Origin of the sequence: Desulfonatronum thiodismutans, assembly GCF_000717475.1 — a bacterium.
Lineage (GTDB): Bacteria > Desulfobacterota > Desulfovibrionia > Desulfovibrionales > Desulfonatronaceae > Desulfonatronum > Desulfonatronum thiodismutans.
This window is the reverse complement of record NZ_JPIK01000026.1, coordinates 40,299-62,828: the sequence shown is the minus strand read 5'-3', so window position 1 is coordinate 62,828 and position 22,530 is coordinate 40,299. Positions and strand designations below refer to the sequence as shown.

At 52.0% G+C, this 22,530-nt stretch carries 25 protein-coding genes and 1 riboswitch; of the genes, 17 read left to right on the top strand and 8 right to left on the bottom strand.

What is annotated here, in order from left to right; genetic code table 11:
- Positions 1-233: 233 nt before the first annotated feature.
- Together GY33_RS0118055 and GY33_RS0118050 are read right to left on the bottom strand one after the other, a co-directional pair.
- Positions 234-611 carry a type II toxin-antitoxin system VapC family toxin gene (locus GY33_RS0118055; RefSeq protein ID WP_200874895.1) on the bottom strand — a complete coding sequence of 126 codons (378 nt, stop codon included), beginning with the start codon at positions 609-611 and terminating at the stop codon, positions 234-236.
- Between the two features lie 5 nt (positions 612-616).
- Positions 617-844, bottom strand: coding sequence for a type II toxin-antitoxin system Phd/YefM family antitoxin (locus tag GY33_RS0118050; RefSeq protein WP_031388667.1), 228 nt, complete (start codon positions 842-844; stop codon positions 617-619).
- A gap of 173 nt (positions 845-1,017) precedes the next feature.
- Here GY33_RS0118050 and vapB point away from each other — a divergent pair, with 173 nt between their 5' ends.
- Together vapB and vapC are read left to right on the top strand one after the other, a co-directional pair.
- A complete protein-coding gene (gene vapB, locus GY33_RS0118045; RefSeq protein WP_031388666.1) occupies positions 1,018-1,248 on the top strand; it encodes a type II toxin-antitoxin system VapB family antitoxin in 231 nt (76 codons plus the stop codon).
- Entirely contained in the window at positions 1,248-1,655 is a 408-nt protein-coding gene (vapC, locus tag GY33_RS0118040) for a type II toxin-antitoxin system tRNA(fMet)-specific endonuclease VapC (protein ID WP_031388665.1), read from the top strand. The genes vapB and vapC overlap by 1 nt, the downstream gene beginning before the upstream one ends.
- Before the next feature lie 83 nt (positions 1,656-1,738).
- Here the strand turns inward: vapC and GY33_RS0118035 are convergent, their stop codons facing one another.
- Together GY33_RS0118035 and GY33_RS0118030 are read right to left on the bottom strand one after the other, a co-directional pair.
- Positions 1,739-2,125: a type II toxin-antitoxin system VapC family toxin gene (locus GY33_RS0118035; protein WP_031388664.1), complete on the bottom strand. Its 387-nt coding sequence runs from the start codon at positions 2,123-2,125 to the stop codon at positions 1,739-1,741.
- Positions 2,122-2,370, bottom strand: a complete 249-nt coding sequence (locus GY33_RS0118030) for a type II toxin-antitoxin system Phd/YefM family antitoxin (protein ID WP_200874894.1) — start codon at positions 2,368-2,370, stop codon at positions 2,122-2,124. Before GY33_RS0118030 ends, GY33_RS0118035 begins: the two co-directional genes overlap by 4 nt.
- Positions 2,371-3,066: 696 nt before the next feature.
- Here GY33_RS0118030 and GY33_RS0118025 point away from each other — a divergent pair.
- The 8 genes from GY33_RS0118025 (at position 3,067) to GY33_RS0117985 (ending at position 12,564) form a co-directional block, all read left to right on the top strand.
- Positions 3,067-4,380, top strand: coding sequence for a flippase (locus GY33_RS0118025; protein ID WP_200874893.1), 1,314 nt, complete (start codon positions 3,067-3,069; stop codon positions 4,378-4,380).
- A gap of 218 nt (positions 4,381-4,598) precedes the next feature.
- The gene (locus tag GY33_RS0118020; protein ID WP_031388661.1) at positions 4,599-6,038 is read left to right on the top strand and encodes a hypothetical protein; all 1,440 of its coding nucleotides are present in this window, start codon (positions 4,599-4,601) and stop codon (positions 6,036-6,038) included.
- Between the two features lie 626 nt (positions 6,039-6,664).
- Positions 6,665-7,660 (top strand): glycosyltransferase family 2 protein, encoded by a 996-nt coding sequence (locus GY33_RS0118010; RefSeq protein WP_051822819.1) that lies wholly within the window; start codon positions 6,665-6,667, stop codon positions 7,658-7,660.
- A gap of 13 nt (positions 7,661-7,673) precedes the next feature.
- Positions 7,674-8,498, top strand: a complete 825-nt coding sequence (locus GY33_RS0118005) for a glycosyltransferase family 2 protein (RefSeq protein ID WP_084185355.1) — start codon at positions 7,674-7,676, stop codon at positions 8,496-8,498.
- A complete protein-coding gene (locus tag GY33_RS0118000) occupies positions 8,495-9,580 on the top strand; it encodes a DUF1972 domain-containing protein (protein ID WP_031388657.1) in 1,086 nt (361 codons plus the stop codon). The genes GY33_RS0118005 and GY33_RS0118000 overlap by 4 nt, the downstream gene beginning before the upstream one ends.
- A gap of 47 nt (positions 9,581-9,627) precedes the next feature.
- The gene (locus tag GY33_RS21305) at positions 9,628-9,777 is read left to right on the top strand and encodes a hypothetical protein (protein ID WP_153304596.1); all 150 of its coding nucleotides are present in this window, start codon (positions 9,628-9,630) and stop codon (positions 9,775-9,777) included.
- 140 nt (positions 9,778-9,917) lie between these two features.
- Positions 9,918-11,039 carry an ATP-binding protein gene (locus tag GY33_RS0117990; RefSeq protein ID WP_031388656.1) on the top strand — a complete coding sequence of 374 codons (1,122 nt, stop codon included), beginning with the start codon at positions 9,918-9,920 and terminating at the stop codon, positions 11,037-11,039.
- 10 nt (positions 11,040-11,049) lie between these two features.
- Positions 11,050-12,564: an MraY family glycosyltransferase gene (locus GY33_RS0117985; RefSeq protein WP_051822816.1), complete on the top strand. Its 1,515-nt coding sequence runs from the start codon at positions 11,050-11,052 to the stop codon at positions 12,562-12,564.
- Positions 12,565-12,612: 48 nt separating this feature from the next.
- On the opposite strand, the gene GY33_RS0117980 is transcribed toward GY33_RS0117985, so the two are convergent.
- Positions 12,613-14,865 (bottom strand): STT3 domain-containing protein, encoded by a 2,253-nt coding sequence (locus GY33_RS0117980; RefSeq protein WP_152555253.1) that lies wholly within the window; start codon positions 14,863-14,865, stop codon positions 12,613-12,615.
- A gap of 754 nt (positions 14,866-15,619) precedes the next feature.
- On the bottom strand, positions 15,620-16,075 hold the full coding sequence (locus tag GY33_RS21865) for a type II secretion system protein (protein WP_035272644.1): 456 nt from the start codon (positions 16,073-16,075) through the stop codon (positions 15,620-15,622).
- A gap of 237 nt (positions 16,076-16,312) precedes the next feature.
- Positions 16,313-16,419: riboswitch (cyclic di-GMP riboswitch) on the bottom strand.
- 169 nt (positions 16,420-16,588) lie between these two features.
- Here GY33_RS21865 and GY33_RS0117965 point away from each other — a divergent pair.
- The 7 genes from GY33_RS0117965 to GY33_RS21160 all read left to right on the top strand — a co-directional run bounded on the left by GY33_RS0117965 (position 16,589) and on the right by GY33_RS21160 (position 19,638).
- On the top strand, positions 16,589-16,825 hold the full coding sequence (locus GY33_RS0117965; RefSeq protein ID WP_031388653.1) for an AbrB/MazE/SpoVT family DNA-binding domain-containing protein: 237 nt from the start codon (positions 16,589-16,591) through the stop codon (positions 16,823-16,825).
- Positions 16,822-17,217: a PIN domain-containing protein gene (locus GY33_RS0117960; RefSeq protein ID WP_031388652.1), complete on the top strand. Its 396-nt coding sequence runs from the start codon at positions 16,822-16,824 to the stop codon at positions 17,215-17,217. Before GY33_RS0117965 ends, GY33_RS0117960 begins: the two co-directional genes overlap by 4 nt.
- A 275-nt stretch (positions 17,218-17,492) precedes the next feature.
- Positions 17,493-17,747, top strand: a complete 255-nt coding sequence (locus tag GY33_RS0117955; protein WP_051822814.1) for a hypothetical protein — start codon at positions 17,493-17,495, stop codon at positions 17,745-17,747.
- Positions 17,744-18,154, top strand: coding sequence for a type II toxin-antitoxin system VapC family toxin (locus tag GY33_RS0117950; RefSeq protein ID WP_031388650.1), 411 nt, complete (start codon positions 17,744-17,746; stop codon positions 18,152-18,154). Before GY33_RS0117955 ends, GY33_RS0117950 begins: the two co-directional genes overlap by 4 nt.
- A gap of 359 nt (positions 18,155-18,513) precedes the next feature.
- Positions 18,514-18,783, top strand: coding sequence for a ribbon-helix-helix domain-containing protein (locus GY33_RS0117945; protein WP_031388649.1), 270 nt, complete (start codon positions 18,514-18,516; stop codon positions 18,781-18,783).
- Positions 18,764-19,096, top strand: coding sequence for a type II toxin-antitoxin system RelE family toxin (locus GY33_RS0117940; protein ID WP_031388648.1), 333 nt, complete (start codon positions 18,764-18,766; stop codon positions 19,094-19,096). Before GY33_RS0117945 ends, GY33_RS0117940 begins: the two co-directional genes overlap by 20 nt.
- A gap of 308 nt (positions 19,097-19,404) precedes the next feature.
- Entirely contained in the window at positions 19,405-19,638 is a 234-nt protein-coding gene (locus GY33_RS21160) for a hypothetical protein (RefSeq protein WP_152555252.1), read from the top strand.
- Between the two features lie 105 nt (positions 19,639-19,743).
- Here GY33_RS21160 and pstB read toward each other — a convergent pair whose 3' ends face one another.
- Together pstB and pstA are read right to left on the bottom strand one after the other, a co-directional pair.
- A complete protein-coding gene (gene pstB, locus GY33_RS0117935; RefSeq protein ID WP_235185560.1) occupies positions 19,744-20,514 on the bottom strand; it encodes a phosphate ABC transporter ATP-binding protein PstB in 771 nt (256 codons plus the stop codon).
- Positions 20,515-20,816: 302 nt separating this feature from the next.
- A complete protein-coding gene (gene pstA / locus GY33_RS0117930; protein ID WP_031388646.1) occupies positions 20,817-22,487 on the bottom strand; it encodes a phosphate ABC transporter permease PstA in 1,671 nt (556 codons plus the stop codon).
- Positions 22,488-22,530: the final 43 nt, after the last annotated feature.

Below are 22,530 nucleotides of genomic sequence, written 5' to 3'. Positions count from 1 at the left end.
TGTTTGCTCCCGCCATGATTTCCGAAGTATTCGGGTCAGCTATCGAGGTCTTCGGCTTGAACCAGGAATTATGTCAAAGATCGGAAAGAGGTGTTCGGCAAGCCGCAGCGCCGAGTGTTGAGTCTGCTAAAGAATTGATCACTGCCATCGGCCGGAACGTGAAGCCCTCTGGGTGATGCGGAATCAGTGAATGATTGGCTTTGTGGCCTTGTCTGGCCCTGTACCGAACAATCCTACCAGAACGTTATGCAGTGAAAAGCGGAAAAGGCAGGGTCCAAGGTGACAAGTGGCAGCATTTCCAGTTCACTTTGGGCCGCAAGCATGCGGTCAAAAGGATCGCAATGTTGCATGGAGTAGGAACCAGCACGCAGGGAATGGACATAGGTAATCGGAAGGTGGGTGAATCCGTCGGCCGCCACAAGTTCAGCGAACCTTTCGACAACGCCCGGCACCTGTTCCAGTTTGCCGATTCGTTGCTTGGTGGCGATTTCCCAGGAGCTGGCCGCACTGACAAAAATGGTGTTCTTTTCATCAGCAATGGCGTCCCTGGCCGGCACCGAAAGTCTGGGATCATCAGTCAGCCACCACAGCAAAGCGTGGGTGTCCAGCAAAAGCCTCATGCCCTCTCCCAGGCGGCAATTTCTTCTTCAGGCAAGGGCTCGAAAAAGTCTTCCGTAACTTTACCAGGCAATCGTCCTGGCACGCGCCGGGTCACACCTGGAGGTAGAGACGTCAGAAGGGCATAGGGTTTTCCTGACTTGGCCAGGATGATTTCCTGTCCAGCGTGGGCCAGATCCAGCAGTTTCGAAAAATTGGTTTTTGCTTCGTGAACATTGACCATCATGGCATACCCCCCCCATGGACTAACAATGTGGACTAACTGTAAAGCCATGATATCCGGCACGTCAAGGAATCGCCCGGATTTCCCACTACAAGCGAAAAGATATCCCATTGACATATCCCTAGGCATTGCTACTCTGCGCTTGCAAACAAGTCCGATCAAATGAGGAGAAGACAATGGAACAATCGACCGTATTCAAAAGCAATCGATCCCAGGCGGTCCGGCTTCCCAAGGCCGTGGCCCTGCCGGAAGACGTGAAGCGCGTTGATGTCGTGGCCGTGGGGCGGAGCCGAATCATCGCCCCCGCCGGGGAGGGCTGGGATAGCTGGTTTGACGGCCCCGGCGTAACCGCCGACTTCATGAGCGAGCGCGACCAGCCGCCTGTACAGGAGCGTGAGGGGGTCTGATGCTCACATACATGCTCGACACCTGCATCTGCATTTACACTATCAAGAACCGTCCTGCCGTGATTCGCGAGGAGTTCCGCCGTCGCCACGGCCAGCTGTGCATCAGCGCCGTTACGGTCATGGAGCTGATCAAAGGTGTCGAGAAGTCAGAGAAACCGGATGCAAACTTGAAGGTCGTGGAAGGTTTTTTCGCGAGGTTGGAAGTTTTGGATTTTGATACGAATGCCGCCGTGCATAGCGCCAGGATCATTGCCAATCTGGAAGCCCGCGGTCAAAGTATCGGGGCATACGACAATCAGATAGCCGGGCATGCCAGAAGCAGAGGGTTGATTCTGGTCACGAATCATATTCGCGAGTTCAGCAGAGTGCCAGGATTACTTGTCGAAAATTGGATGCCGCTTCAATAAAATCATCGTGGGCCGCTCACCACGGGATGCTTCGCCCACTTCCTCAGCTCCGCCTTTACTGAACCTTACTTTTCACATTCTTATCAGACCATGAGCACCGTTTCGCCATATGCCGGAAGAGTTCCGTCGTTGGTCAACAGGAACATCGGCTCACTGAGGGATTGGGCCACAAGCATGCGATCAAAAGGGTCCGCGTGAAGCAAGGGCAAGGACTCGACAGCCAAGGCATGGTCCCAGGTCATGGGCAGCCTGAAATACCCTGCCCTTGTAAAACAGTCGGCGGCTTTCGCACCCGAAAGCGGCATGCCCCCTCGCCCAAGAGAAAACTTGATGGATATCTCCCAGATGGTGGCCGCGCTGACGTACACCTCGGCTGCCGGGGCCAGGATCAGCTCGCGCGCCTTTGCGGAGAGCCTGGGACTGTCCACGATCGCCCACAAGGCAATATGCGTGTCCAGGAGCAGTCTCACGAAATGGATTCCTGAAACAAGGCGGCAATGTTCTCATTGTCCGCGTCAATATCATCCGGAACCACGAACTCCCCCTTGGCTACCCCAATTCGTTTGGCGACCGGCTGCCTGGTAATCGGGGCCAGCCTAGCCACCGGGGTTCCGTGACGGGCGATGATCACCTCGCTCTCTTTTCCGCTTTCAATGGCCTCGACCAGCTTGGAAAGCGTCGTCTTGGCCTCGAACATGTTCACGACCAGCATCATGCCCCTCCTTCGATTCTTTCCAACCAGCTTCTGTTTGAAAACATGCCCCAGCGAGAAATCTAGCCAAGTCTAGCTAGAAAATCAAATACACGCGCCTGATCAAGGTTCTCATCCCGTAGCCTTCGGGTACGACGATATGCACCGGGTCCGGCTGCATGTGTTACTGAACGGCCAACATAAATGACTTGCCCCCTTCAATGTTAACCCACCGGCATCTCAGTTTGAATATCACATGTTTTTTGGATGCGATTCCCGCCTTGCATAGTTTCAGGATCATTGGCAATCTGGAAACCGGTGGACAAAATATCGGGGCATATGACAATCAGATAGCGGAGCATGCAAGAAGTAGAGGGTTGATCTTGGTCACGAATAGTTTTCTCGAGTTCCGCAGAGTGCCTGGATTGCTTGTCAAAAAACGAGTGCCCCTTCAATAGTATCACGGGACTGCCCCTGGACCTCGACAGCCTCACTCGACCACCCTCCCCTCTTCATATATTGGGGAGGTACCGCTTCCCGGTTGTCACCGACGTGTCGTTTGATCCGACTCGACCATGAGGCCAGTACGACAAGCAACAGAGAAACCGATCTGGGAACCTGAATGAAATTCATAGTGCTGCCTTTTTTTTATTCACTCCCCCCTTTTAACCTCCAAACCTTCGAATGCTTCACAGCGTTTTGAAGTGGCTGCCGACATGGGTGCATGAAAGAATCGCGCACCGGACAGGACTGCTGAAGATCCTGGATAATATCGGCTGGTTGTTCTTTGACAAGATCCTGCGCATGGGCGTGGGGCTCCTGGTGGGGGTCTGGGTGGCCAGATACCTGGGGCCGGAACAGTTCGGGCTGCTCAGCTTCGCCCTAGCCTTTATCGGGCTGTTCGGGGCCGTGGCCACGCTGGGTCTGCACGGCATCGTGGTCCGGGATATCGTCCAGGACCAAACCAGCGGCAACGAAACCCTGGGCACGGCCTTCGTGCTACAGCTCTTGGGGGGGCTGACGGCCTACCTTCTGGTGTTCGCGACGATTTCCTATTTCCGCCCCGACGACGACTTGACCAGAACCATCGTGGCCATCCTTGGCTTCACACTGGTGCTCAGGGCCGGGGAGACGATCAAATACTGGTTCGAATCTCAGGTTCAATCCAAGTTCGTGGTTTGGGTGGAAAACACGACCTTTCTGCTCATCGCCGGAATCAAGGTCGCCATGATTTTGACCCATGCACCGCTTACGGCGTTCGCCTGGGCAATCTTGGCAGAGGCGGCCCTGGTCGCGGCTTCCCTCCTGGTTGTCTATAGTCGGACCAGCCGCAGGCTGCATGCATGGAAGCCCGGAATGCGCAGGGCCAAAACACTGCTACGCGATAGCTGGCCACTTATCCTCTCGGGCATGGCCGTGATGATCTACATGCGCATCGACCAGATCATGCTGGGGCAGATGATTGGTGATGAGGCCGTGGGGATATATTCGGCGGCCGTGCGGGTGAGTGAAGTGTGGTACTTTATACCCATGGCGATCACAGCCTCCGTGTTCCCCTCTATTCTCGAAGCAAAGAAAAGAAGCGAGGAGCTCTACTATCAGAGATTGCAAAAGCTGTTCGACCTGATGGCCTGGATTTCCGTGGCCATCGCCCTGCCCATGACATTTCTGTCCTCCCACCTGATCGTCATCTTGTTCGGGCAGGCTTATGAGCAGGCTGGGGCCGTTCTCACAATACATATCTGGGCCGCAGTGTTTGTTTTTTTAGGTGCCGCCAGTTCCAGATGGTTCCTGGCCGAGAATCGACAGATCCTGAGTATGCAAAGATCGCTGCTGGGGGCGGGGATGAACGTCGGCCTGAACATCCTTCTGATTCCAAGATTCGGAGCAACCGGAGCCGCCTATGCAACTGTCGTATCATATTTCTTTGTTGTCCTGGTATCTGATCTGTTCAAGAAAGAAACCAGAATCCTCTTTAACATGAAGTCCTATTCACTTTTTCCGTTTGCACGATTTCTCATTTCAAAACGCTAAAAGTATTTTATGGATTTCCTTCTGAAAGGATCGTAAAAGAATTCGTCTACAGCTTCGATTCAATAAAATGTTTCAGCTGATGAATTATATGACACCCATTTCCTCGGAAACATGAGCATAACCTGCCGTATTTTGAGGCGTATCAAATATTTTGCAAAGCTATGAAGCTATCAAAATCTGATCTTTACGATAGAGTAGAATTAGGTGTATGGAAACGGATGCCTGAAGTCAAATATACTGTGCACTGGGCACCTCCTGAGGAATTGGTCAAATGGAACCGCCTTGATATAGGGATGCGCACTTTATATTTAAAACTAAAAAATAAGACTCCCGATTTAGCAGAAAAAATATATTTTGAAGCTCTGAGAGCGCAGACACTAGGCTCTTTAGTCGACCCCGATAACCCCAAAAAATCTGATTTTAATATTTTTAAAAAAGTTTTTGATGAAGTTTCAAATGAAATATACTCAAAAAACTTTGATATTGAAAAAACACTGTTACCAGTTTCCAAGAATGGATCTATTATCAACGGAGCACATCGCCTTAGTGCTGCACTTTTCCATGGAAAGGATGTAGCATTTATTCAAACCACATTGCCTTCAATCATCTGCGACCACCAATATTTTTTCAACTGCGCAGTACCACTCAGAATCATCGAACAATCAGTAATACAATTTTTGCATTATGCACGGAACTGCTTTATTGCTTTTTTGTGGCCAAGTAGCTCAATTAATATTCACCTGGCTGAAAAACTGTTTGGGAATATCATATACAAAAAAAAAATATCACTGACAAATAAGGGGGCTATTAATCTTTTATATCAGTGCTATCACCATATGGATTGGTTTGGAGATGAATACTCTAACTACAGAGGGCTTTACCAGAAGCTCTTTGAGTGCTTTCCGAAGCTTGATGATGTAAACATGATCATTTTTCAGGCTGATGCTGGGATAGGACATGTACGTGTAATAAAAGAACATATTCGTGTTGTCAATGGCCATGGCTATAGCTCTATTCATATCACCAATACCCATGAAGAGACATTGAGATTAGCCAGCCTGCTTTGCAACGAAAACGGTCTGCATTATTTAAATCATGCAGAGTTGCTTAAGGGTAAGCACCACCAAATACTGAACCAAGTTCTTAGTTTATCAAATGAAAACAATATTCATACGAATGAATTTGCAATTGATGGAAGCTGGTTGCTTGAACTTTATGGTTTGCGCGAATCCAACGATGTAGTTATTTTGACAGCATCTGGCCGTGACGATATTTATAGATCTTTAAATATTGATTCTCCAGCAGAAGCGGTTAAGTATCATGGAAAAAGTGTCAATGAACTTGTCTATAATCCAGATAATCATTTCTTTTTGTTTGGAGTCAAACTGATAGGGCTTCAGCAGTTAATAAATATGAAAAGGAACCGTAGAGAAGCCAAGGACTTATCAGATGTTCAGTTGATGTCTGGCTTGATAGAAAATAAGCGGCTTGAAATGCTACGGGTTCGTCTTGTTCAAAGATGGCTATATGCACGTATCCAGATGAGAAAAAATATTTTTAATCTTGTGGGCATCATTTTGCGGTGCATAGGACTATATCAGCCAGTTCGGGCAATGTATCATTATATCATCAGCAGGAAACCTTACAAGGATGTATAAAATTCAGACCAAAGTCAGCATTGCTTGTTGCAGTGTCTTCGTAACCAGTTCGTGACATTTATCCTTCAAACACGACCTATTTATCCTAACCGGCCCTGCAGCTTTTACCCTTAACATCCAAACCTGGCTTTTTTTCACGGCTGAGTTTCAAGGCGTTGTGACGCAAAACAGCAAGATACTCCGGGGCATGAACCTTGTGGGGTCAACGCTTACCAAGGGCCGTGAACGCACCGGGCGCTTGCTGACGCGATGGCTATATCGATGAAGAAAAGAAAGTATGCCAGTTCAAAACATCCAACATCAGCGGCGGCGCTGCTCGGACGGCGTATCGCATTCATCATTGCAAGCGCTCCAACGGGATCGACTCAACCATGTGGGCCAATCGTGCGCTGGCCGAGGATGGACTGTTCGAGGACCCCAAGTATGCCATTTCCGATGAATAGAACTCCATTTTTGTCAGTTCGGCCAGTACTTGGGAAATCGCCACGAAGCACCGAATCGGCAAGCAGGAACAGCCGCCGGACATTGTCGAAAGGTACCATGAACTCGTGGCCGCCGATTATTGTTGACCCCGCCTTTTCCGCCTTTGATTGCGGAACGTTCTGGTGACATCTGAGACTTGAATCATGCATGATCAGCACAACAGCACCTTCTGCCTGAACAACGACTACAGCACCACCCGGCTGGTGACTCGGGAAAAACCTGTCATCGAGAGCAAGTCTGGGGACGCGTTCGAAACGGTCCTGTTCCTGCCCGAGAGCGAAAACCGCACCGGACAAGGCGGCTTGCGCACCCAGGGGCTGTTCAAGCGCAGCCTCCCGGACAAGCCCCTGATCACAGTGATCACCGTGGTCCTCAACGGGGCGAAACATCTGGAAGAAACCATTCTCAGCGTCCTCAACCAGACCTACGATAACGTGGAGTATATCGTCATCGACGGAGGGAGCACGGACGGGACGCTGGGCATCATCCGGAAATATGAACATGCCATTGATTACTGGGTGAGCGAGAAAGATGAGGGAATATATGATGCGATGAATAAAGGAATAAGATTATCATATGGTTTTTTTATAGGAATTTTAAATTCAGACGATACATACTATATCTATATAATTCAAGATATTGCAAAAACATGCAAAATATATCCAAAAATTGATTACGTATATGGATATATCAATCTTAAAAACAAGAATGGAATTATATTTGGATACAGAAAAACGCTTCAAAGCAATGAAATTTACGAAAAAAGATACAAAGAGAATCCTTTATCACATCAATCATGCTTTATATCTTTAGATGTATACAAAAAAATACACTTTTATAATACATTATATAAATATTGTGCTGACTACGACTTCAACATTAGAATGATAAATTGTAATTATAATGGAATGAATATAAAAAAACAATTCGGAGAATACAGGGTATTCGGAAAAAGCAACACTGTATTTTCATTTTATGACAACTATAAAATTTATAAAAAAAACAAATTACCTTTATTAATTATATATAGAATTATTACTTTATCAATATTCAAATACTATTTAAAATTTATCATTCCAAACAAAATTATCAAATATATTAAAAAATACTTCAAAGATACTTCATACATATATAAATAATTATATATAAATCATGTTAGACATATTGCTTTCTACTTATAATGGAGAAAAGTATTTAGCTCAACAGCTAGATTCTCTTTTTGCACAAACATATAGAAATTTTAAAGTTTATATTCGCGATGATGGTTCAATAGACAAAACTTTAGACATCATTCGTTATTATTCAAAAAGAAATCCTCAATTAATTGAAATTATAAACGACAATTATGGAAATATTGGCGCATTCAAAAGTTTTATGAGATTGCTTAATATTTCTCAAAGTCATTATATCATGTTTTGTGATCAAGATGATATCTGGTTTCCAAAGAAAATTGAGAAAGCAATTTTAAAAATAAAGGAAATTGAGTCAAAACATGAAAACAACAAACCTATACTAATTTTTACAGATCTTACGATAGTTGATGAAAATCTCAACGTAATTAATAGATCTTTTTGGAAACATCAAAAAATTGATTGTAGAATTTCGTTAAATTGGAAAAATTTATTAGCACAAAATGTTGTTACGGGATGTACTATAATTATTAATCAGGCTGTAAAAAGTATAGTATTTCCTTATCCTGAAACAAATATTGTTCACGATCAGTGGATATCTATAAATGTTTCAAAAAAAGGATATATTTTCTGGATAAATGAACCGACAATTTATTATAGGCAGCATAATGAAAATTTAGAAGGTGCTAAAAAATTTTCTCTTCAGTATTCGTTTAAAAAAATTACAAAAATCAAGGTAATTATTGAATTTTACAAAAATATGTCATTATTTTTTAATAACGAAATATCGGTAATAAATATTATAGCAAGAAAAATAATAATTAACATTCAAAGACTTATGATGTGATAGTTTCAATCATTGGCACTACTGGTATTCCTGCTCAATATGGAGGATTTGAGACACTTGCTGAGTATATAACAAAATACTCAAGCAACACCTTATTATTCAACGTTTTCTGCAGTTCAAAGAAATATTGTATAAAAATTCAAACCTATGGTTATGCTAAACTAGTCTACCTCCCCCTCTCTGCCAACGGCATCCAAAGCATCCCCTACGACATCCTTTCCATGCTACACGCCTCCCGAAAGGCCGACGTGCTCTTGATCCTCGGCGTTTCTGGTTGCTCGTTCCTTCCAATTTTCCGGTTGCTCTTCCGCAAAAAAATCATCGTCAACATTGACGGCCTTGAGTGGAAACGGGCGAAGTGGTCCGGTCCGGCGAAGTCTTTCTTGAAATATTCTGAAAAGATGGCCGTGCGCCACGCCGATGTGGTCGTGGCGGATAGTCGTGTACTTGTTGAGTATGTTCGTAAGGAATATGGGAAGGAGGCTGTTTTCATCCCTTACGGTGGGGATCATGCAATAAAAGTCCCGATTGCGGATGAGACGCGCGAGGTATTTCCCTTCGTGAGCTCCCCGTACGCCTTTAAGGTCTGCCGCATCGAACCGGAAAACAATGTCCGCTTGATTCTCGAGGCCTTCAGGGACTGCTTCGCGCTGCCCCTCGTTGTCGCGGGCAATTGGCAGAACAGCGCATACGGCAGAAGCCTGCGCCGGAAATTCGAGGACTGCCAAAACATTTACATGCTCGACCCCATCTATGACCAGAACCTGCTCAATCAATTGCGCGGCAACTGCGTACTGTATGTTCATGGTCACAGCGCCGGCGGCACGAACCCATCCCTGGTTGAGGCCATGCACCTCGGCCTGCCCATCGCGGCCTACGATGTCGACTACAACCGGGAGACCACGAACCAAGAGGCATTGTACTTTTCCGACACGGCAGGACTCAAATCAATCATCGATTCGCTGAACCCGGAGCACAGCGGCAGGGTCGGTGCCGCCATGGCCGCGTATGCTCGGGAGCACTATACATGGGATATCGTGTCTCAGGCCTATTCCAGTTTGTTTGCTGGAGGGGTACATTGAATGCGCACTGGCCATGAATTTGCCTCCAACTCAAGATATAACAGCTCATGGGGACCCATACTTTCACCTCCAATCCTCTGGCCTGGATGATCACGGTCAACGGTCTGCTCGTTGATGCCCGGGATATCCCCCTGGAGGTTCAGAAAATAGCCTCCGCTAAGGGTTTGATCCCCAATATCCCGAGTAACAAGGCATAGGCCGCGACAGCCAGGGATCAGAATATTGGGAGGGGGCTAAGAACATATCCGCCCGGTACATGCCACAACCTTTCTTGCCTCCATTCCAAAAATAGCATAATTTCATTCGAATGAAATCGAAGCATTTTATATTCCGAGAAATGGAAGAACGCGTCCAGAAGCGCTTGTTTCTGGGCAAAGCCATCATCGTGCTTGGTCCCAGGCAGTCCGGCAAAACGACTCTGATCAAGAAGGTGCTTGAGAATTCTGGCAGGTCGTTTCTGCTCCTCAATGCCGACGAGCCTGATGTGCGCGAACTGTTGGACAGTCCGACGTCCACAAGGCTGCGCACCATTATCGGCCGACATGAAATCTTCTGCGTCGACGAGGCCCAGCGTGTCCCCAACATCGGTCTTACCCTGAAGCTGATTACGGACCAGATTCCCGAAACCCAGGTCATTGCAACCGGCTCGTCCTCACTGGAACTGCATTCCAGCATCAACGAACCACTGACCGGTCGGAAATACGAATTCACGCTTTTCCCACTTTCGTTTGCCGAGCTGGCGCAGAACCACGGCTTGCTCGAAGAGCGGCGCTACTTGGAACATCGCCTTGTATTCGGCTCCTACCCCGAAGTCGTCACCAACCCGGATCAGGCCCAGGAATTGATCAAGTTGCTGGCCGGAAGCTACCTGTACAAAGATCTGCTGATGATGGAGGGTCTCAAAAAACCGGTCCTGTTGGAAAAAATCGTCAAGGCTTTGGCGTTGCAGCTCGGCTCTGAGGTCGCTTTCCACGAAATCGGGCAACTGACCGGAGCGGACAGCCACACCGTCGAACGGTATGTCGATCTGCTGGAAAAGGCTTTTGTCCTGTTCAGGCTCCCGGCCTTTAGCCGAAATGTCCGCAATGAGATCAAGAAAGGCAAGAAAATCTATTTTCTGGACAATGGCATTCGTAATGCGCTGATTGGAAATTTTCTGCCCTTGACAAGCCGCACCGACGCCGGGGCGTTGTGGGAAAACTATATGGTTTCGGAGCGGCGAAAACTGCTTTGCAACAAGGGAGTCGATGTCTCTGGATATTTCTGGCGTACCACTCAGCAACAGGAAATCGACTACATCGAAGAGAGGGCGGATAGGCTTTTGGCTGTTGAATTCAAGTGGAATCCGGGCCGGAAGGCCTCCTTCCCCAAAACCTTCACCAACGCCTACCCCGAGGTATCGACCATGGCCGTGTCCCCAGCGGACTATGACCTGTTTTTGACCCAACCGGAAAGCTGACCCCGCCCCCATGACCACTATCCTGGCCACCTTTTTCCTCGCCCTGCTCCTGGGGCTGATCCTGATCCCCCTGGCCGGGCGGTTTGGACGGGCAGTGGGCGCGGTGGACCGACCGGGAGGGCGACGAGAGCATGACGGGATCATTCCTCGGACCGGCGGGCTGGCGATCTTCGTTGCCGTGGCTTTGTCCCTGCTGGCGGCTTGGGTGTGGGGTACGGACGTCTCCCGGCTGATCATCCCTGACCGATCCTTGCTCGGTTTGCTGGCCGGGGCAGTGATCGCCCTGGGGCTGGGGCTCTACGACGACCTTTTTCGACTGAATGCCTGGAAAAAACTCCCGGTCCAGATTCTGGCGGCCTCGGCGGCCTATGCCGGGGGCATCGCCCTGGACAAGTTCGCCCTGTTTGGCGTGGTTGTCTTCTTCGATCCGGTCACGTCGTATCTTCTTACCGTGTTCTGGTTTCTGCTGTTCATGAACGCCCTGAACCTGATGGATGGGATGGACGGCTTGGCGGGGGGGATTGTTTTTTTTGCGTCCCTGGTGATGATCGTGCTGGCCATTCCGCGGGAGGATTATCTCACGGCCCTGTTCTTCGCGGCCCTGGCTGGTGCGGTGCTGGGCTTTCTGCGCTCAAACTTCCACCCGGCCACGATTTTCCTGGGGGATGCGGGCACGTATTTTTTGGGTTATGCCATCGCCGGTTTCGGACTGATCACCTCGGTCAAGACCCACGTGGGCGCCGCCATCCTCATCCCGGTCCTGGCCATGGGCCTGCCCCTGCTGGACACCCTGCTGGCCACCCTACGCCGCTTTACCCAGGGCCGCCACATTTTCCAGCCGGACACCGACCACATCCACCATCGCCTGCTGCGTATGGGACTGGATACCCGCAAAGCGGTCCTGATACTCTATGCTCTGACCGCGGCCCTGTGCATCCTGGCCATTGTGCTTGTGCAACTTCGTGATGAACGCAGCGGACTGCTGCTGATCCTGATCGGGGCCGGGGCCTTTTTATTCGCCGGACGGCTGGGCTACATGGAAACCCTTCGGCTGCGCTGCATTCCCGGTTGGGGAGAAAACATACTTCGGCGCAAGAGCGACCTCGCTCCCGGCCAGGGTACGGTCCTGACTGCCCTGCTGCAGAAACTGGAAGCCAGCCAGAACTTGGCCACCCTGCACCAGGAGATCAAGGCCGCAAGCCGCGCCTTCGGCTTCGAGGGGAGGCTTATTGTGCCTGATGTTGCGGCTGAGCCCGGTGCGGGTTCAAGGGGGGGAAAGCATGCTTTTTCTGGGGCTGTTTCCGATTCCGACCCCGGAAGGAATGCCGGACACAACTGCCTGCAGTTGCGAATCCCCCTGCTTGATGAGCGAGGCAGCCTTCTTGGCACGCTTGCCCTGGTGAAGGCCCCTCAAAACCGCTCCATGACCGGCTCCTCCCTGGCCGACGCCGAACTACTCCGGCGATCAGCGGCCACGGCCCTCAAGCGTCTGGCGGCCGACCGGAAGCGACCGACACACTTCTGATCACATTTCAGACCGCCTCCTGCCGATACCGCAATCCACACCGGACAACTACCGAACCCGGTAGACCCTGGCCCAGGGAAAGCGATCCACTATCAGCTCGAAATATTTCGCGAACTCCCCAGGGTCGGCCAGAAGCATCCGAACCAGCATGGACTTGTACAGGATCCTGTCCATCAGTAGTAACTGCTTCAGGGAGTCGTTATACACGGCAAAACGACCACTGTCGTTTTCCCACAATTGTTCTCTCGAACTCTTTCCCTCGATATGGAGAAACCCGTCCAGCGGGATCGGCTCCCCTTCCGCCGGAACGAGAAAGCCGGTTTCCAGATCGAAATGCACATCAGCGGATACGCGCTGCATCCTTCCGCCCTGCCCCTGCCCCGTGCGCAGATCCCAGTTGCCGAACGTGGTGATCCATGGGGAAAGGTTCAGGTTGTCCCAGGACAGTAAGAAGAGCTGCTCCGGGAGATCATCCAGCCAACCACGAGGAACCGCGGCTAGACTGTCCACAACGGATTGAACCTCGTCACCGGGAAGGTCTCGCCAGTCGGTCAGGGGCCGTTGCAGGTAGAGCGGCCAGGGTATCTGTCCGGATTCTTGGTGCGGCGCGCCGGCCTGGTGCCAGCGTTCCATCTGGCTGGACGTGACCAGCTTGATCATCTGCGCCGCCTGCAGCGGCGAGTGCGTGGAATGGACCAGCGCCATGGGGTAGAGGTAAGAACCCGAGTTCAGGGTGCCGTCACCGAAACTGGCCCGTTGGCTGTAGTATTGCGTGGCGTAGCCGTAGTCCCACCACAGCCAGATCCGCGCATCCTGGGCCGCGACATGCCGCAGTTCCTGAAGGGTTTCAGCGAAAGTCCTGGCCATGATCGGCCGAGGTGTCAAACCCTGGACCTGGGCCCAGATCAGGGCCGCGGCCACAAGCCCGAAGGCGGTGAGCACCAGAGTTGCGACGCGCTGACGCAGCCCCAGATTGCGCAGCAGCAAGGCTAATCCGATTCCCAACCCCAGCCCTGCGGGCACCCCGCCGTACATGGTGAACCGAGCCCCCAGTTTGACCGAGCCGAGGGCCAAAGCCATTAACGGTAAAAAAATCAGGTATAAGGGCCTGTGCCAACAAAGATAGACATAGCCGACCACCCCGGCAGCGAAAAGCCACCACGTCCCTCCGGAGCGCTCGGCCATGAAAAACGGCGAGAGCACCCGGGCCTCTCGCACGCTTTGCATCACCGACGGCCAGACCAGGTCAGCGGAGGTTTGATTGCCTTCGCCGAGCATTGGGGCGTATTTCCCTAGCTGTCGCATGACCTCGTAGAACAAAATGTGGATTTCCGCGCCGATGAGCATCAGCCCTGCCAGTCCGGCCACCGCCACGCCCAAGGGCCATCCCTGCCCAAAGCGTTTGACCAGAGGCCCGAAAACCAGCCCCACCAGTGCGAGAATCAGCAGTCCCAAGAGCGGGTTCACGGCCAAGACGTACAAGCCTCCGAGGGCTAGCCCCAGCAGGATGCGCCGGCGCATGTCCCCTCCCAGCAGCACAACCAGAACAAGCCCCATGACCACTGTTCCCGCCAGGATCGGCTGGCCGGAGGCGTAGAAGCCCAGATATCCCCAGCCCAGCAGCCCCAGGCCCAGACACCCCGCAATCAGGCCGCCCATCCCCGCTTCCGGCCTATCGCTTGACGGGTTGGTACGGCTCGCCAACCAACGATCCAGAAAAACCAGCAGCCCAGCGGCAAAAAGCACGGGCAGCAAAAGGGAGAGCATGTCGTGGTCATAGTAGCCCAGCCGAGTGCGCACCAAAAAACCCATGCTCCCCCCGGCCAGGATGCCCATGGGCAGAACCGCCTCGGGCATTCCCTCCCGCCAAGCCAGCCAGGCCAGGGGGAAAACCACCAACGGCGCAAGAAACACCGGCAGCCAGAACCCCAGTTGATTCAGAGACATCCCGGTGACGGTTTGGAAAATCCGGGTCAACCGGAAAAAGCCTTCATGATCCGGGTGCGGTCGCCCCGTTCCCTGGGCTCCGGCCAGAAAATAATAGGCATCATGGGTGGCCATCAGCGGCTCGCCTTGAACCTGAAACCGTTCCTGACTCCAGGCCGGGGCTTCCACCAACCGCAGGTTCAAGCAGATCCCGTAGGCCAGGACTGCGGCCAATATCGTGACCAGAAGCAAGGTTCGCGGCAGGAGGGTGGTGACAGGGGCGGGTGGTGATGCGAGAAGAGAGCCGGGCGACGGCTTGCAGGAGGGCTCTGAAGCAGGATCGGATGCAGAATCGGAAGATGGGCCGTCGGTCATTTCATCTCCTGGTGTGCGGTAAAGGGGTTGATCTGAGGAATTGATCATGTTCCGTTTTCAACGGCTTCGTATAGCAGCGACCAACCCACCCCTGCTCGACTTGTCCACCAGCGCCTCAAAGACTTCCAGGGATTCGACATTCAGCAGGCCGATGGAAAGAGAGCCGTTCAGTGGTTAAAGCCTTTGGTCTATGGATAGGTTTTGGGTGCGCAGTGAAGGCATTTTTCAGAAATGGAAACCATCGTGTGCCTTCTGGATGCGTGCGCCCGTTTTCCCAAAAACCTTCTCGAACAACCCGACGCGCCTAGTCCGAACGTAGCCGGATTCCTGGCTCTGATCTTCGGCTTTCGTGGCTTTCAGTAAAGGGCAGCGGGGGAAAGCGGGCAAAAGGTCGACCAGAGATTACCCGTCAGAGTGGACGGCATGATAATGTAGAACAACTGCTCTGACACAGCACTTCACTAGCGATCAAGCCGATGGCCATGTCGTCGACAACGTAAAAATCGACCTTAATAATTACCGAGTCAAAGATTTCTTGGTATGCAAACATCGGGAGGTGTAATCTGGAAGGAATGGCTCTAATGGAGTTGGGGCAGGAGAGGATCAAATAAATACAATAAGAACAAGTCGTTAAACTTATACCTTATTATGTAAAAAGTAAAAAATGAAATTTTACATGCAATATTTTGAATTTTTATGTTTCAAATTAAAAAGGCGGCCTGCCGTGGCCGCCTTCTTAATTAATAAAAGATATTTATGGACATGTAAGAGCGTCTGGGTCACCAAGAGCCGACGGACAACATTTAAAAACTCCTGTAGGATCTTGCAAAGCTGTGCAGGTGACTGCAACATTGCTTACATTATAATTACCTCCATCGTATTCAATCTTACCATCACCTGTAAGTTCTATCACTTCAGGCGTGCTACCATCATCATCAACAAAACAATCCCATGCGTAAGTTGAAGTAGATTCGTCATAACGAAATGTTGCATTTTCATCACCAGCAGCGTCACCGGCTGCATATGCGGCTGAAAGTTGATTCATGCATGTTTTTACAGTTGCTGTAGCAGCCGCAGCCGCTGACCTTGCCTTATACTTCCCAAACTGCGGCAACGCAATCGCCGCCAAAATCCCAATAATCGCCACAACGATCAACAATTCGATCAACGTAAAGCCTTTCTCACCTTTTCTTGGCATAGTCAGAGACATGATGCCCTCCTTCGGTTTTTGAGTAAAATGGTTTGCCCGATTTCGTTCCAACAATTACCTGAACGCCGCCACAACGAGTCACTAGCACTGAACGACCGTCCTTTTTGGCGCGGGCTTTTTCAGAGGGCTGAGGGCTTAAAACAGAAGGCTGAAACCTGAGACCTGAGGTTTCTGCTCTGCATTTGCTCAACCTTGTCGGGCTTGGCCATGAAAATCTTACGGCGTCTGCCCGTTTCGTCCGGCAACCCTGCCGCCCTATCCCGCCCGCATGATGGTCACGGCGGGCGGAACGTAGGCCGTCGGCTTTGCGTCCCACCCTTTCGGATGGTTTGCCCTTGGCGGACTTCGTCATTCAGTTACTTTCATTAATACGTCCCCGGAAAAAAGAATGTCAAGGGGGGAAGGCAAGAAATAATGGTTGACGCCGCAAGCAATAGGGGCGTGACCCTCTCACTTGACGAGCAAAGACCAGTTCCTTACCTTTTGGTAAGAAAAGCAAGAATGGAGGATGTCATGCAAGCAACTTTGACCAGCAAAGGGCAACTCACCCTACCAAAGGCTTTGCGGGAAAAACTCAGCCTCTCGGCCGGTGATCGATTGGAATTCATTTTTGATGAAGAACAGGGAGTGCGGTTGGTGGCCAAACACGGTTCCATGCGCCGCTTAAGAGGCATGCTCCCCAGACCCGAGCGACCGGTATCCCTTGAGGCCATGGACAAGGCTATTCTGGAAGGGGCGGGAAGTTCATGATCGGCTTGGATACCAATATTTTGGTCCGGTATTTGACCCAGGACGATCCCGACCAGTCAGCACGGGCCAATCAACTGATTGAAAGTCGCTGCACCAAGGACGAGCCGGGGCTGGTGTCACTTGTCGTTCTGTGCGAGCTGGCATGGGTGCTGCGTGGGGCATACGGATACGATAAGCGTTTGGTGGTGGAGGTTCTTGACGCGATACTTGCCGCCAGCGAGCTGAAGGTCGAAAACGAACAGGTCGTGAGGTCCGCCCTGGCTCATTTTCGCAGGGGAAGCGCTGATTTCGCGGACTACGTCATTACGCTTGGCCATCGCGACGCTGGGTGCGAGGCGACCTACAGCTTTGATCAAAAACTGGCAAAGAATAAGTTTGTCCGGATGCCCTGATCGCGAGCTTGAGCATCCAGGTCAAAAACAATCGTAACTATTCAGCACATTGAGGGTAAAGCCTCATTTCGGCACTGGATTCCCGCCTGCGCGGGAATGACTTGTTTTGCCATGCCGCCTCATAATCAGTCATACCCGCGAAAGCGGGTATCCAGTCCGCATCTCATCGGATGAGCTGAGTAGTTACAAACAATCAATCCTGTTGATGCGTTCCAAGATCCGAACCCAGATCACGATGTCATACAATGATGTCAACACGCACAGAGGAGGATATCATGACGACTATCAGTCTTCGAGGAATTGATGCGGATACCAAGCAAATGCTCAAAGCCGAGGCCGATCGTACCGGAACCAGCATCAATTCTTTAATTCTTGGATATGTCAGGAAGGGCCTGGGAATAGGCCAGGATCTAGGGGCGCCTCATGACGACCTGGACCACTTGGCCGGCACATGGACTGAGGCGGACGAGAATTCGTTTCGCGAGGCCACGGAGCCTTTCGGGCAGATTGACGAGGGTATGTGGAAATGAAATGCGTCTTGATCGACACGAACGCTTACACAGCCTTCAAAAGAGGTCTTCCGGAAGTCGTTGAAGTCATCGGGAGAGCCAAGGCGATCCGTGTCAGCGTCATTGTGCTGGCGGAACTCCTGGCCGGATTTCACTTTGGCAATCAAGAACAACACAACCGCATGGAACTCAATGATTTTTTGACATCGCCTCGCGTTGCCTGCGTACCGGTGGACAAGGAAACAACGGAACACTACGCACGGATTTATCGGCAGCTCCGTGAAGACGGCAAGCCTATCCCGACAAACGACCTCTGGATCGCGGCAACCGCCATGCAGCACGGATGGCCCGTCCTGACCCAGGACCGACATTTTGCCTTCATCCGCAACCTGCTGCTTTTACGGTCTCCAGCGGATATGCTTCCTTAGAAATTGGCTGAAAGATATCAGAAAGAAATCCGAAGACCTTTGGAGTTTATACTCGTTTAGGCTGAAACATTATTTTTTCCATGATGCCATTTAGGGTCCTTTCAGGGCTCTTTCTTGTTTCATGACCTCATCCCAGGGCAACGCCCTGGGATGCCATATGCCGCCCCTTTGGGGCTACATGCAAGCCCTGAAGGGGCGGCATAAAAAGGCTGAAACTCGCACCTCTCGGCACAGCGGCAAATTAAAATCCTCAACCTCAGGCAGTATAAGAGGCTTACTGCCGCTCCACAAAGTGCTTGCAGGGCATATCCGAATTTGCATATATTATTGTTTTACAACAAGACAACGGGATAAATCCTATGCGTGAACCAACGAAATTGCAAAAACAACAAGTGGGCCTTCGACTGCCCAGGTATCTTGTCGATGAGCTTGACGACTTCACCCGGCAGTACGACCTGAACCGCAGCGAACTCATCACCGAGGCAATTCGGGCCTACATTGAGGAGCAGAAAGCACAGCGGTTTTATAGGGAATTCGATATGGCCGCACGGGAACTGAAAGCGCATCTCCAAGGAGAAAACAAGGTGCAATCGCTGGAGGCGCTGATCCATGAGCTTGAGGATCATTAGCCTGCCGTCCTTCAAAAAGGATGCAAAAAACCTTTCCAAGAAATACAAGAACCTGACGGCGGATCTCAGGCGCTTGCATCAAGTCCTGACCGGCGATCCACGATCAGGAATCGCGTTGTCCAAAAGCCTTTACAAGCTCCGCCTGGCCAACACGTCCACGACATCAGGCAAAAGCGGAGGATTCCGCGTCATCTACTATTATATCGACCACCAAGGCGCCATCTATCTCCTGAAACTCTATTCAAAAACAGACATCCCCTCGATCAGCGAAAGCAGGCTGGTGGAAATCCTCAAGGAAAACAACCTGGAATGACAGCCGGCGGGACGATGCCCCCCTTCCTCTGTTTTAAACAATTGCAGTAGGGGCGACCGGCCGGTCGCCCCTACACCGAATGGATGCCTGAAAGAAGGCGTTACGATTTGTCAACCAATTCTGAACCATCCCCTACTCAGCACAGGGTAATTGCCGTTGCCGGGGTCGGAATCGGGATCGGTATCGAAAACGCTGAGAAACTGTCTGAAAAATATGCAGACCGATCAGTGATGGTTCAGGTCAGATTGACACAGTGACATCCTGTTCCAGATGATCGTCGGCATAATCGCGTCGTGTAGGGGCAGGCCTTGCGCCTGCCCTTCGCTCATATCAACATGGCGGCACGGTTGATCTTTTGTTCGTCGTTGCTCCTCGTTGCCTCGCCCACCCAGGGCGGCCGCGAGGGCCGCCCCTACATTTGCGGCGAATTTTCACGGCAACAAAATGTGTCAAACAATTTTCCCGACAAGATGAACCATCTCGATTCTGTTCCGGTGGTTGAAACCACCGGCTCTACGACGCCTCCCCTTCAGGGAGATTGAGCAGTCAACCCGCACGTATTTCAGGCTCAACTTGCGCAATCAGCATTGAGGAGAAAGGGGGTCACCAGGAATCCGACAAAGTTCAGGAATGAACGAGGGACGAACCTACCCGAACCGACCGGTGATGTAGTCCTCGGTGGCCCGTTGTTTGGGCTGGGTGAAGAGAGTGATGGTGTCCATGTATTCCACCAGATTGCCCAGGTACATGTAGGCCGTGTAGTCCGAGACCCGGGCGGCCTGCTGCATGTTGTGGGTGACTATGATGATCGTGTATTTCTCCTTGAGTTTGAAGATAAGGTCCTCGACCTTGGCCGTGGAAATGGGGTCCAGGGCCGAGCAGGGCTCGTCCAGGAGGATCACTTCCGGCTCAATGGCCACGGCCCGGGCAATGACCAGGCGCTGCTGCTGGCCGCCGGACAGGCCGAAGGCGTTTTCGTGCAGCCGGTCCTTGACTTCCTCCCACAGAGCCGCGCCCCGCAGGGCGTATTCCACCACTTGATCCAGCTTCTTCCTGTCGTTGACCCCTTGCAGCCGTAGACCGTAGGCCACGTTCTCGTAGATGGACTTGGGAAAAGGGTTGGGCTTCTGAAAGACCATACCCACCCGCCGCCGCAGCTCGGCCACGTCCACGGTCCGGTCGTAGATGTTCTCGCCATCAAGCTTAATGCTGCCCTCGATGCGACAGATGTCGATCAGGTCGTTCATCCTGTTGAAGCAGCGCAGCAAGGTGGACTTGCCGCAGCCGCTGGGACCGATGAAGGCCGTGACCCGCCGGGTGGGGATCTTCATGGAGATGTCCTTCAGGGCTTGGTCCTTGCCGTAGTAAAGCTGAAGGTTCTCCACTTCCAGGGAAAACGTTTCCTTGCTGAAATCCATTTTTTCTCGCGGATTGTCGGCAAAAAAGTTGGCCATGACGCCGTGGGGCACCGGGGAGTTGTTCGTGGTACTCATATCACCTTTCCATAAGCTGCGTGGTTACGGTGGGGTTGCGGTTCAATGTCGGTTCGACGACGGGCGTTGAACGCGGCTTGCCGTTGTATTCAAAATATGCTCGCGGGCTGTTCAAAAACCCCAATTGCAAGGAGCAAGAAAAGTGCAAGATCGAAGTGTATGTATTGATACGTGAGAGTTTGAACTTTTTGCGGCGACGCGGCAATTGGGAGTTTTTCAACGGACCGCTAATCGCTTTCGCTGCGGTACTTTTCCCGCAGATAATTGCGGATGGTGATGGCCGTCAGGTTCAGGGTGATGATGATCAGGACCAGGACCAGGGCCGTGGCGTAGACCAGGGGCCGGGAGGCCTCCACGTTGGGGCTCTGGAAGCCCACGTCGTAAATGTGAAAGCCCAGGTGCATGAACTTGCGCTCCAGGTGCAGGTACGGGAAATACCCGTCCACAGGCAAGTTCGGGGCCAGTTTGACCACGCCCACCAGCATCAGCGGAGCGACCTCCCCGGCGGCCCGGGCCACGGCCAGGATCAGCCCGGTCATCATCGCCGGTGTGGACAGGGGCAGAACCGTTCGCCAGAGGGTCTCGGCCTTGGTCGCGCCCAAGGCCAGGGAGCCGTGGCGGATGGTGCTGGGGATCCGGGCCAGACCTTCTTCCGTGGACACGATGACCACGGGCAGGGTCAGCAGGGCCAGGGTCAAGGAAGCCCAGACCAGCCCCGGCGTGCCGAAGGTCGGCGCGGGCAGGGCGTCCTGATAGAACATCCGGTCCATGTTGCCGCCCACGAAGTAGACGAAAAAGGCCAGACCGAACACGCCAAAGACAATGGACGGCACCCCGGCCAGATTGTTCACCGAGATGCGCACCAGACGGACCAGGGGCCCCTGCTTGGCGTACTCCCGCAGATAGATCGCCGCCAGCACGCCCATGGGCGTGACCACGATGGACATCAGGATGACCATCAGCACCGTGCCGAAAATAGCCGGAAAAATCCCGCCCTCGGTGTTCGCTTCACGGGGAAAGCCGCTCAAGAATCCCCAGACCATGGTCACGTAGTGGCCCATCTTCTGAACCAGGGACATGTCGTTGGGCCAGTGCACATGGACCACGTTGGCCAGGGGAATCTCCACCTGTCTGCCGTCCATGGACTCAGCCACCATGATATCCCGGCGCATCTGTTCCAGCAGCTCAAGCCTACGAGCGTTAATCCCCTCGTACTGGCGATCCAGTTCGTCCTGCTCCGACTGCAATTCGGCCATTCGGCGCTGAACTTCAGCCGGTTCCAGATCCACGTTCCGGGACAAGCCGCGTTGAGCCAACCGAATCCGCTCAAGTTGCATGTTCAACCCGCCGATCTCGTAGCGTTCGATGCGGTTGATTTTCCCGGCCAGTTCGTTGGCCCGGGCCACGAGAGGCAAAAGTTTTTCCCTGCCCGCGTAGCCTTCGGCGATCACCACGCCGTCCTGCTTGACCTGGCTCAGAAAACCAATGAAATCGCCCCACTCTCGACGCTCGACGACCATGGCCTCCCGAGGGGTGGTCCACTCGGAGATCAGCGGCTCCGGGTACCACATGAAATCCCGACCTGTCAGATCCCGGTTGCCCTGCTTGATCAGGAATCGCTGGGTCAGATCCACGTCCTCCGGGATCTGGTGCCCGGATTCCCGCAGGATGAGTCCGGTAACATTCTGGGAGCGCATCGGGTTGCCAAGGATGCGCACCGTGGTCTCCGGGTCGGGATGGTACTCAAACTCCACCACCGGAGCCGGCCAAAAGTGACCCAATCCGCGCACGGCGATCAAGGCCAGCAGACCGAAGACCATGATCATGCTCAAGCTGATCATCCCCCCGGTCAGCCAGATCCACGGGGAACCGCTTTTGAACCATTGACGTGTATTCATGCCGTTATCCTACGGTTTTTCAATGTATCACGAATGAATCGAA

What these genes read in the sequence shown, in the direction of transcription:
- GY33_RS0117990 (WP_031388656.1), top strand. Translation starts at nt 9,918, where the DNA reads ATGGAAGAACGCGTCCAGAAGCGCTTGTTTCTGGGCAAAGCCATCATC.
- vapC (WP_031388665.1), top strand. Translation starts at nt 1,248, where the DNA reads ATGCTCACATACATGCTCGACACCTGCATCTGCATTTACACTATCAAG.
- GY33_RS0117960 (WP_031388652.1), top strand. Translation starts at nt 16,822, where the DNA reads ATGATCGGCTTGGATACCAATATTTTGGTCCGGTATTTGACCCAGGAC.
- GY33_RS0117980 (WP_152555253.1), bottom strand. Translation starts at nt 14,865, where the DNA reads ATGACCGACGGCCCATCTTCCGATTCTGCATCCGATCCTGCTTCAGAG.
- GY33_RS0118010 (WP_051822819.1), top strand. Translation starts at nt 6,665, where the DNA reads ATGCATGATCAGCACAACAGCACCTTCTGCCTGAACAACGACTACAGC.
- GY33_RS0117950 (WP_031388650.1), top strand. Translation starts at nt 17,744, where the DNA reads ATGAAATGCGTCTTGATCGACACGAACGCTTACACAGCCTTCAAAAGA.
- GY33_RS0117945 (WP_031388649.1), top strand. Translation starts at nt 18,514, where the DNA reads ATGCGTGAACCAACGAAATTGCAAAAACAACAAGTGGGCCTTCGACTG.
- GY33_RS0117985 (WP_051822816.1), top strand. Translation starts at nt 11,050, where the DNA reads ATGACCACTATCCTGGCCACCTTTTTCCTCGCCCTGCTCCTGGGGCTG.
- GY33_RS0117940 (WP_031388648.1), top strand. Translation starts at nt 18,764, where the DNA reads ATGAGCTTGAGGATCATTAGCCTGCCGTCCTTCAAAAAGGATGCAAAA.
- GY33_RS0118005 (WP_084185355.1), top strand. Translation starts at nt 7,674, where the DNA reads ATGTTAGACATATTGCTTTCTACTTATAATGGAGAAAAGTATTTAGCT.
- vapB (WP_031388666.1), top strand. Translation starts at nt 1,018, where the DNA reads ATGGAACAATCGACCGTATTCAAAAGCAATCGATCCCAGGCGGTCCGG.
- GY33_RS0117955 (WP_051822814.1), top strand. Translation starts at nt 17,493, where the DNA reads ATGACGACTATCAGTCTTCGAGGAATTGATGCGGATACCAAGCAAATG.
- GY33_RS0117965 (WP_031388653.1), top strand. Translation starts at nt 16,589, where the DNA reads ATGCAAGCAACTTTGACCAGCAAAGGGCAACTCACCCTACCAAAGGCT.
- pstA (WP_031388646.1), bottom strand. Translation starts at nt 22,487, where the DNA reads ATGAATACACGTCAATGGTTCAAAAGCGGTTCCCCGTGGATCTGGCTG.
- GY33_RS0118030 (WP_200874894.1), bottom strand. Translation starts at nt 2,370, where the DNA reads ATGATGCTGGTCGTGAACATGTTCGAGGCCAAGACGACGCTTTCCAAG.
- GY33_RS21305 (WP_153304596.1), top strand. Translation starts at nt 9,628, where the DNA reads ATGGGGACCCATACTTTCACCTCCAATCCTCTGGCCTGGATGATCACG.
- GY33_RS0118020 (WP_031388661.1), top strand. Translation starts at nt 4,599, where the DNA reads ATGCCTGAAGTCAAATATACTGTGCACTGGGCACCTCCTGAGGAATTG.
- GY33_RS21865 (WP_035272644.1), bottom strand. Translation starts at nt 16,075, where the DNA reads ATGTCTCTGACTATGCCAAGAAAAGGTGAGAAAGGCTTTACGTTGATC.
- pstB (WP_235185560.1), bottom strand. Translation starts at nt 20,514, where the DNA reads ATGGATTTCAGCAAGGAAACGTTTTCCCTGGAAGTGGAGAACCTTCAG.
- GY33_RS0118050 (WP_031388667.1), bottom strand. Translation starts at nt 844, where the DNA reads ATGATGGTCAATGTTCACGAAGCAAAAACCAATTTTTCGAAACTGCTG.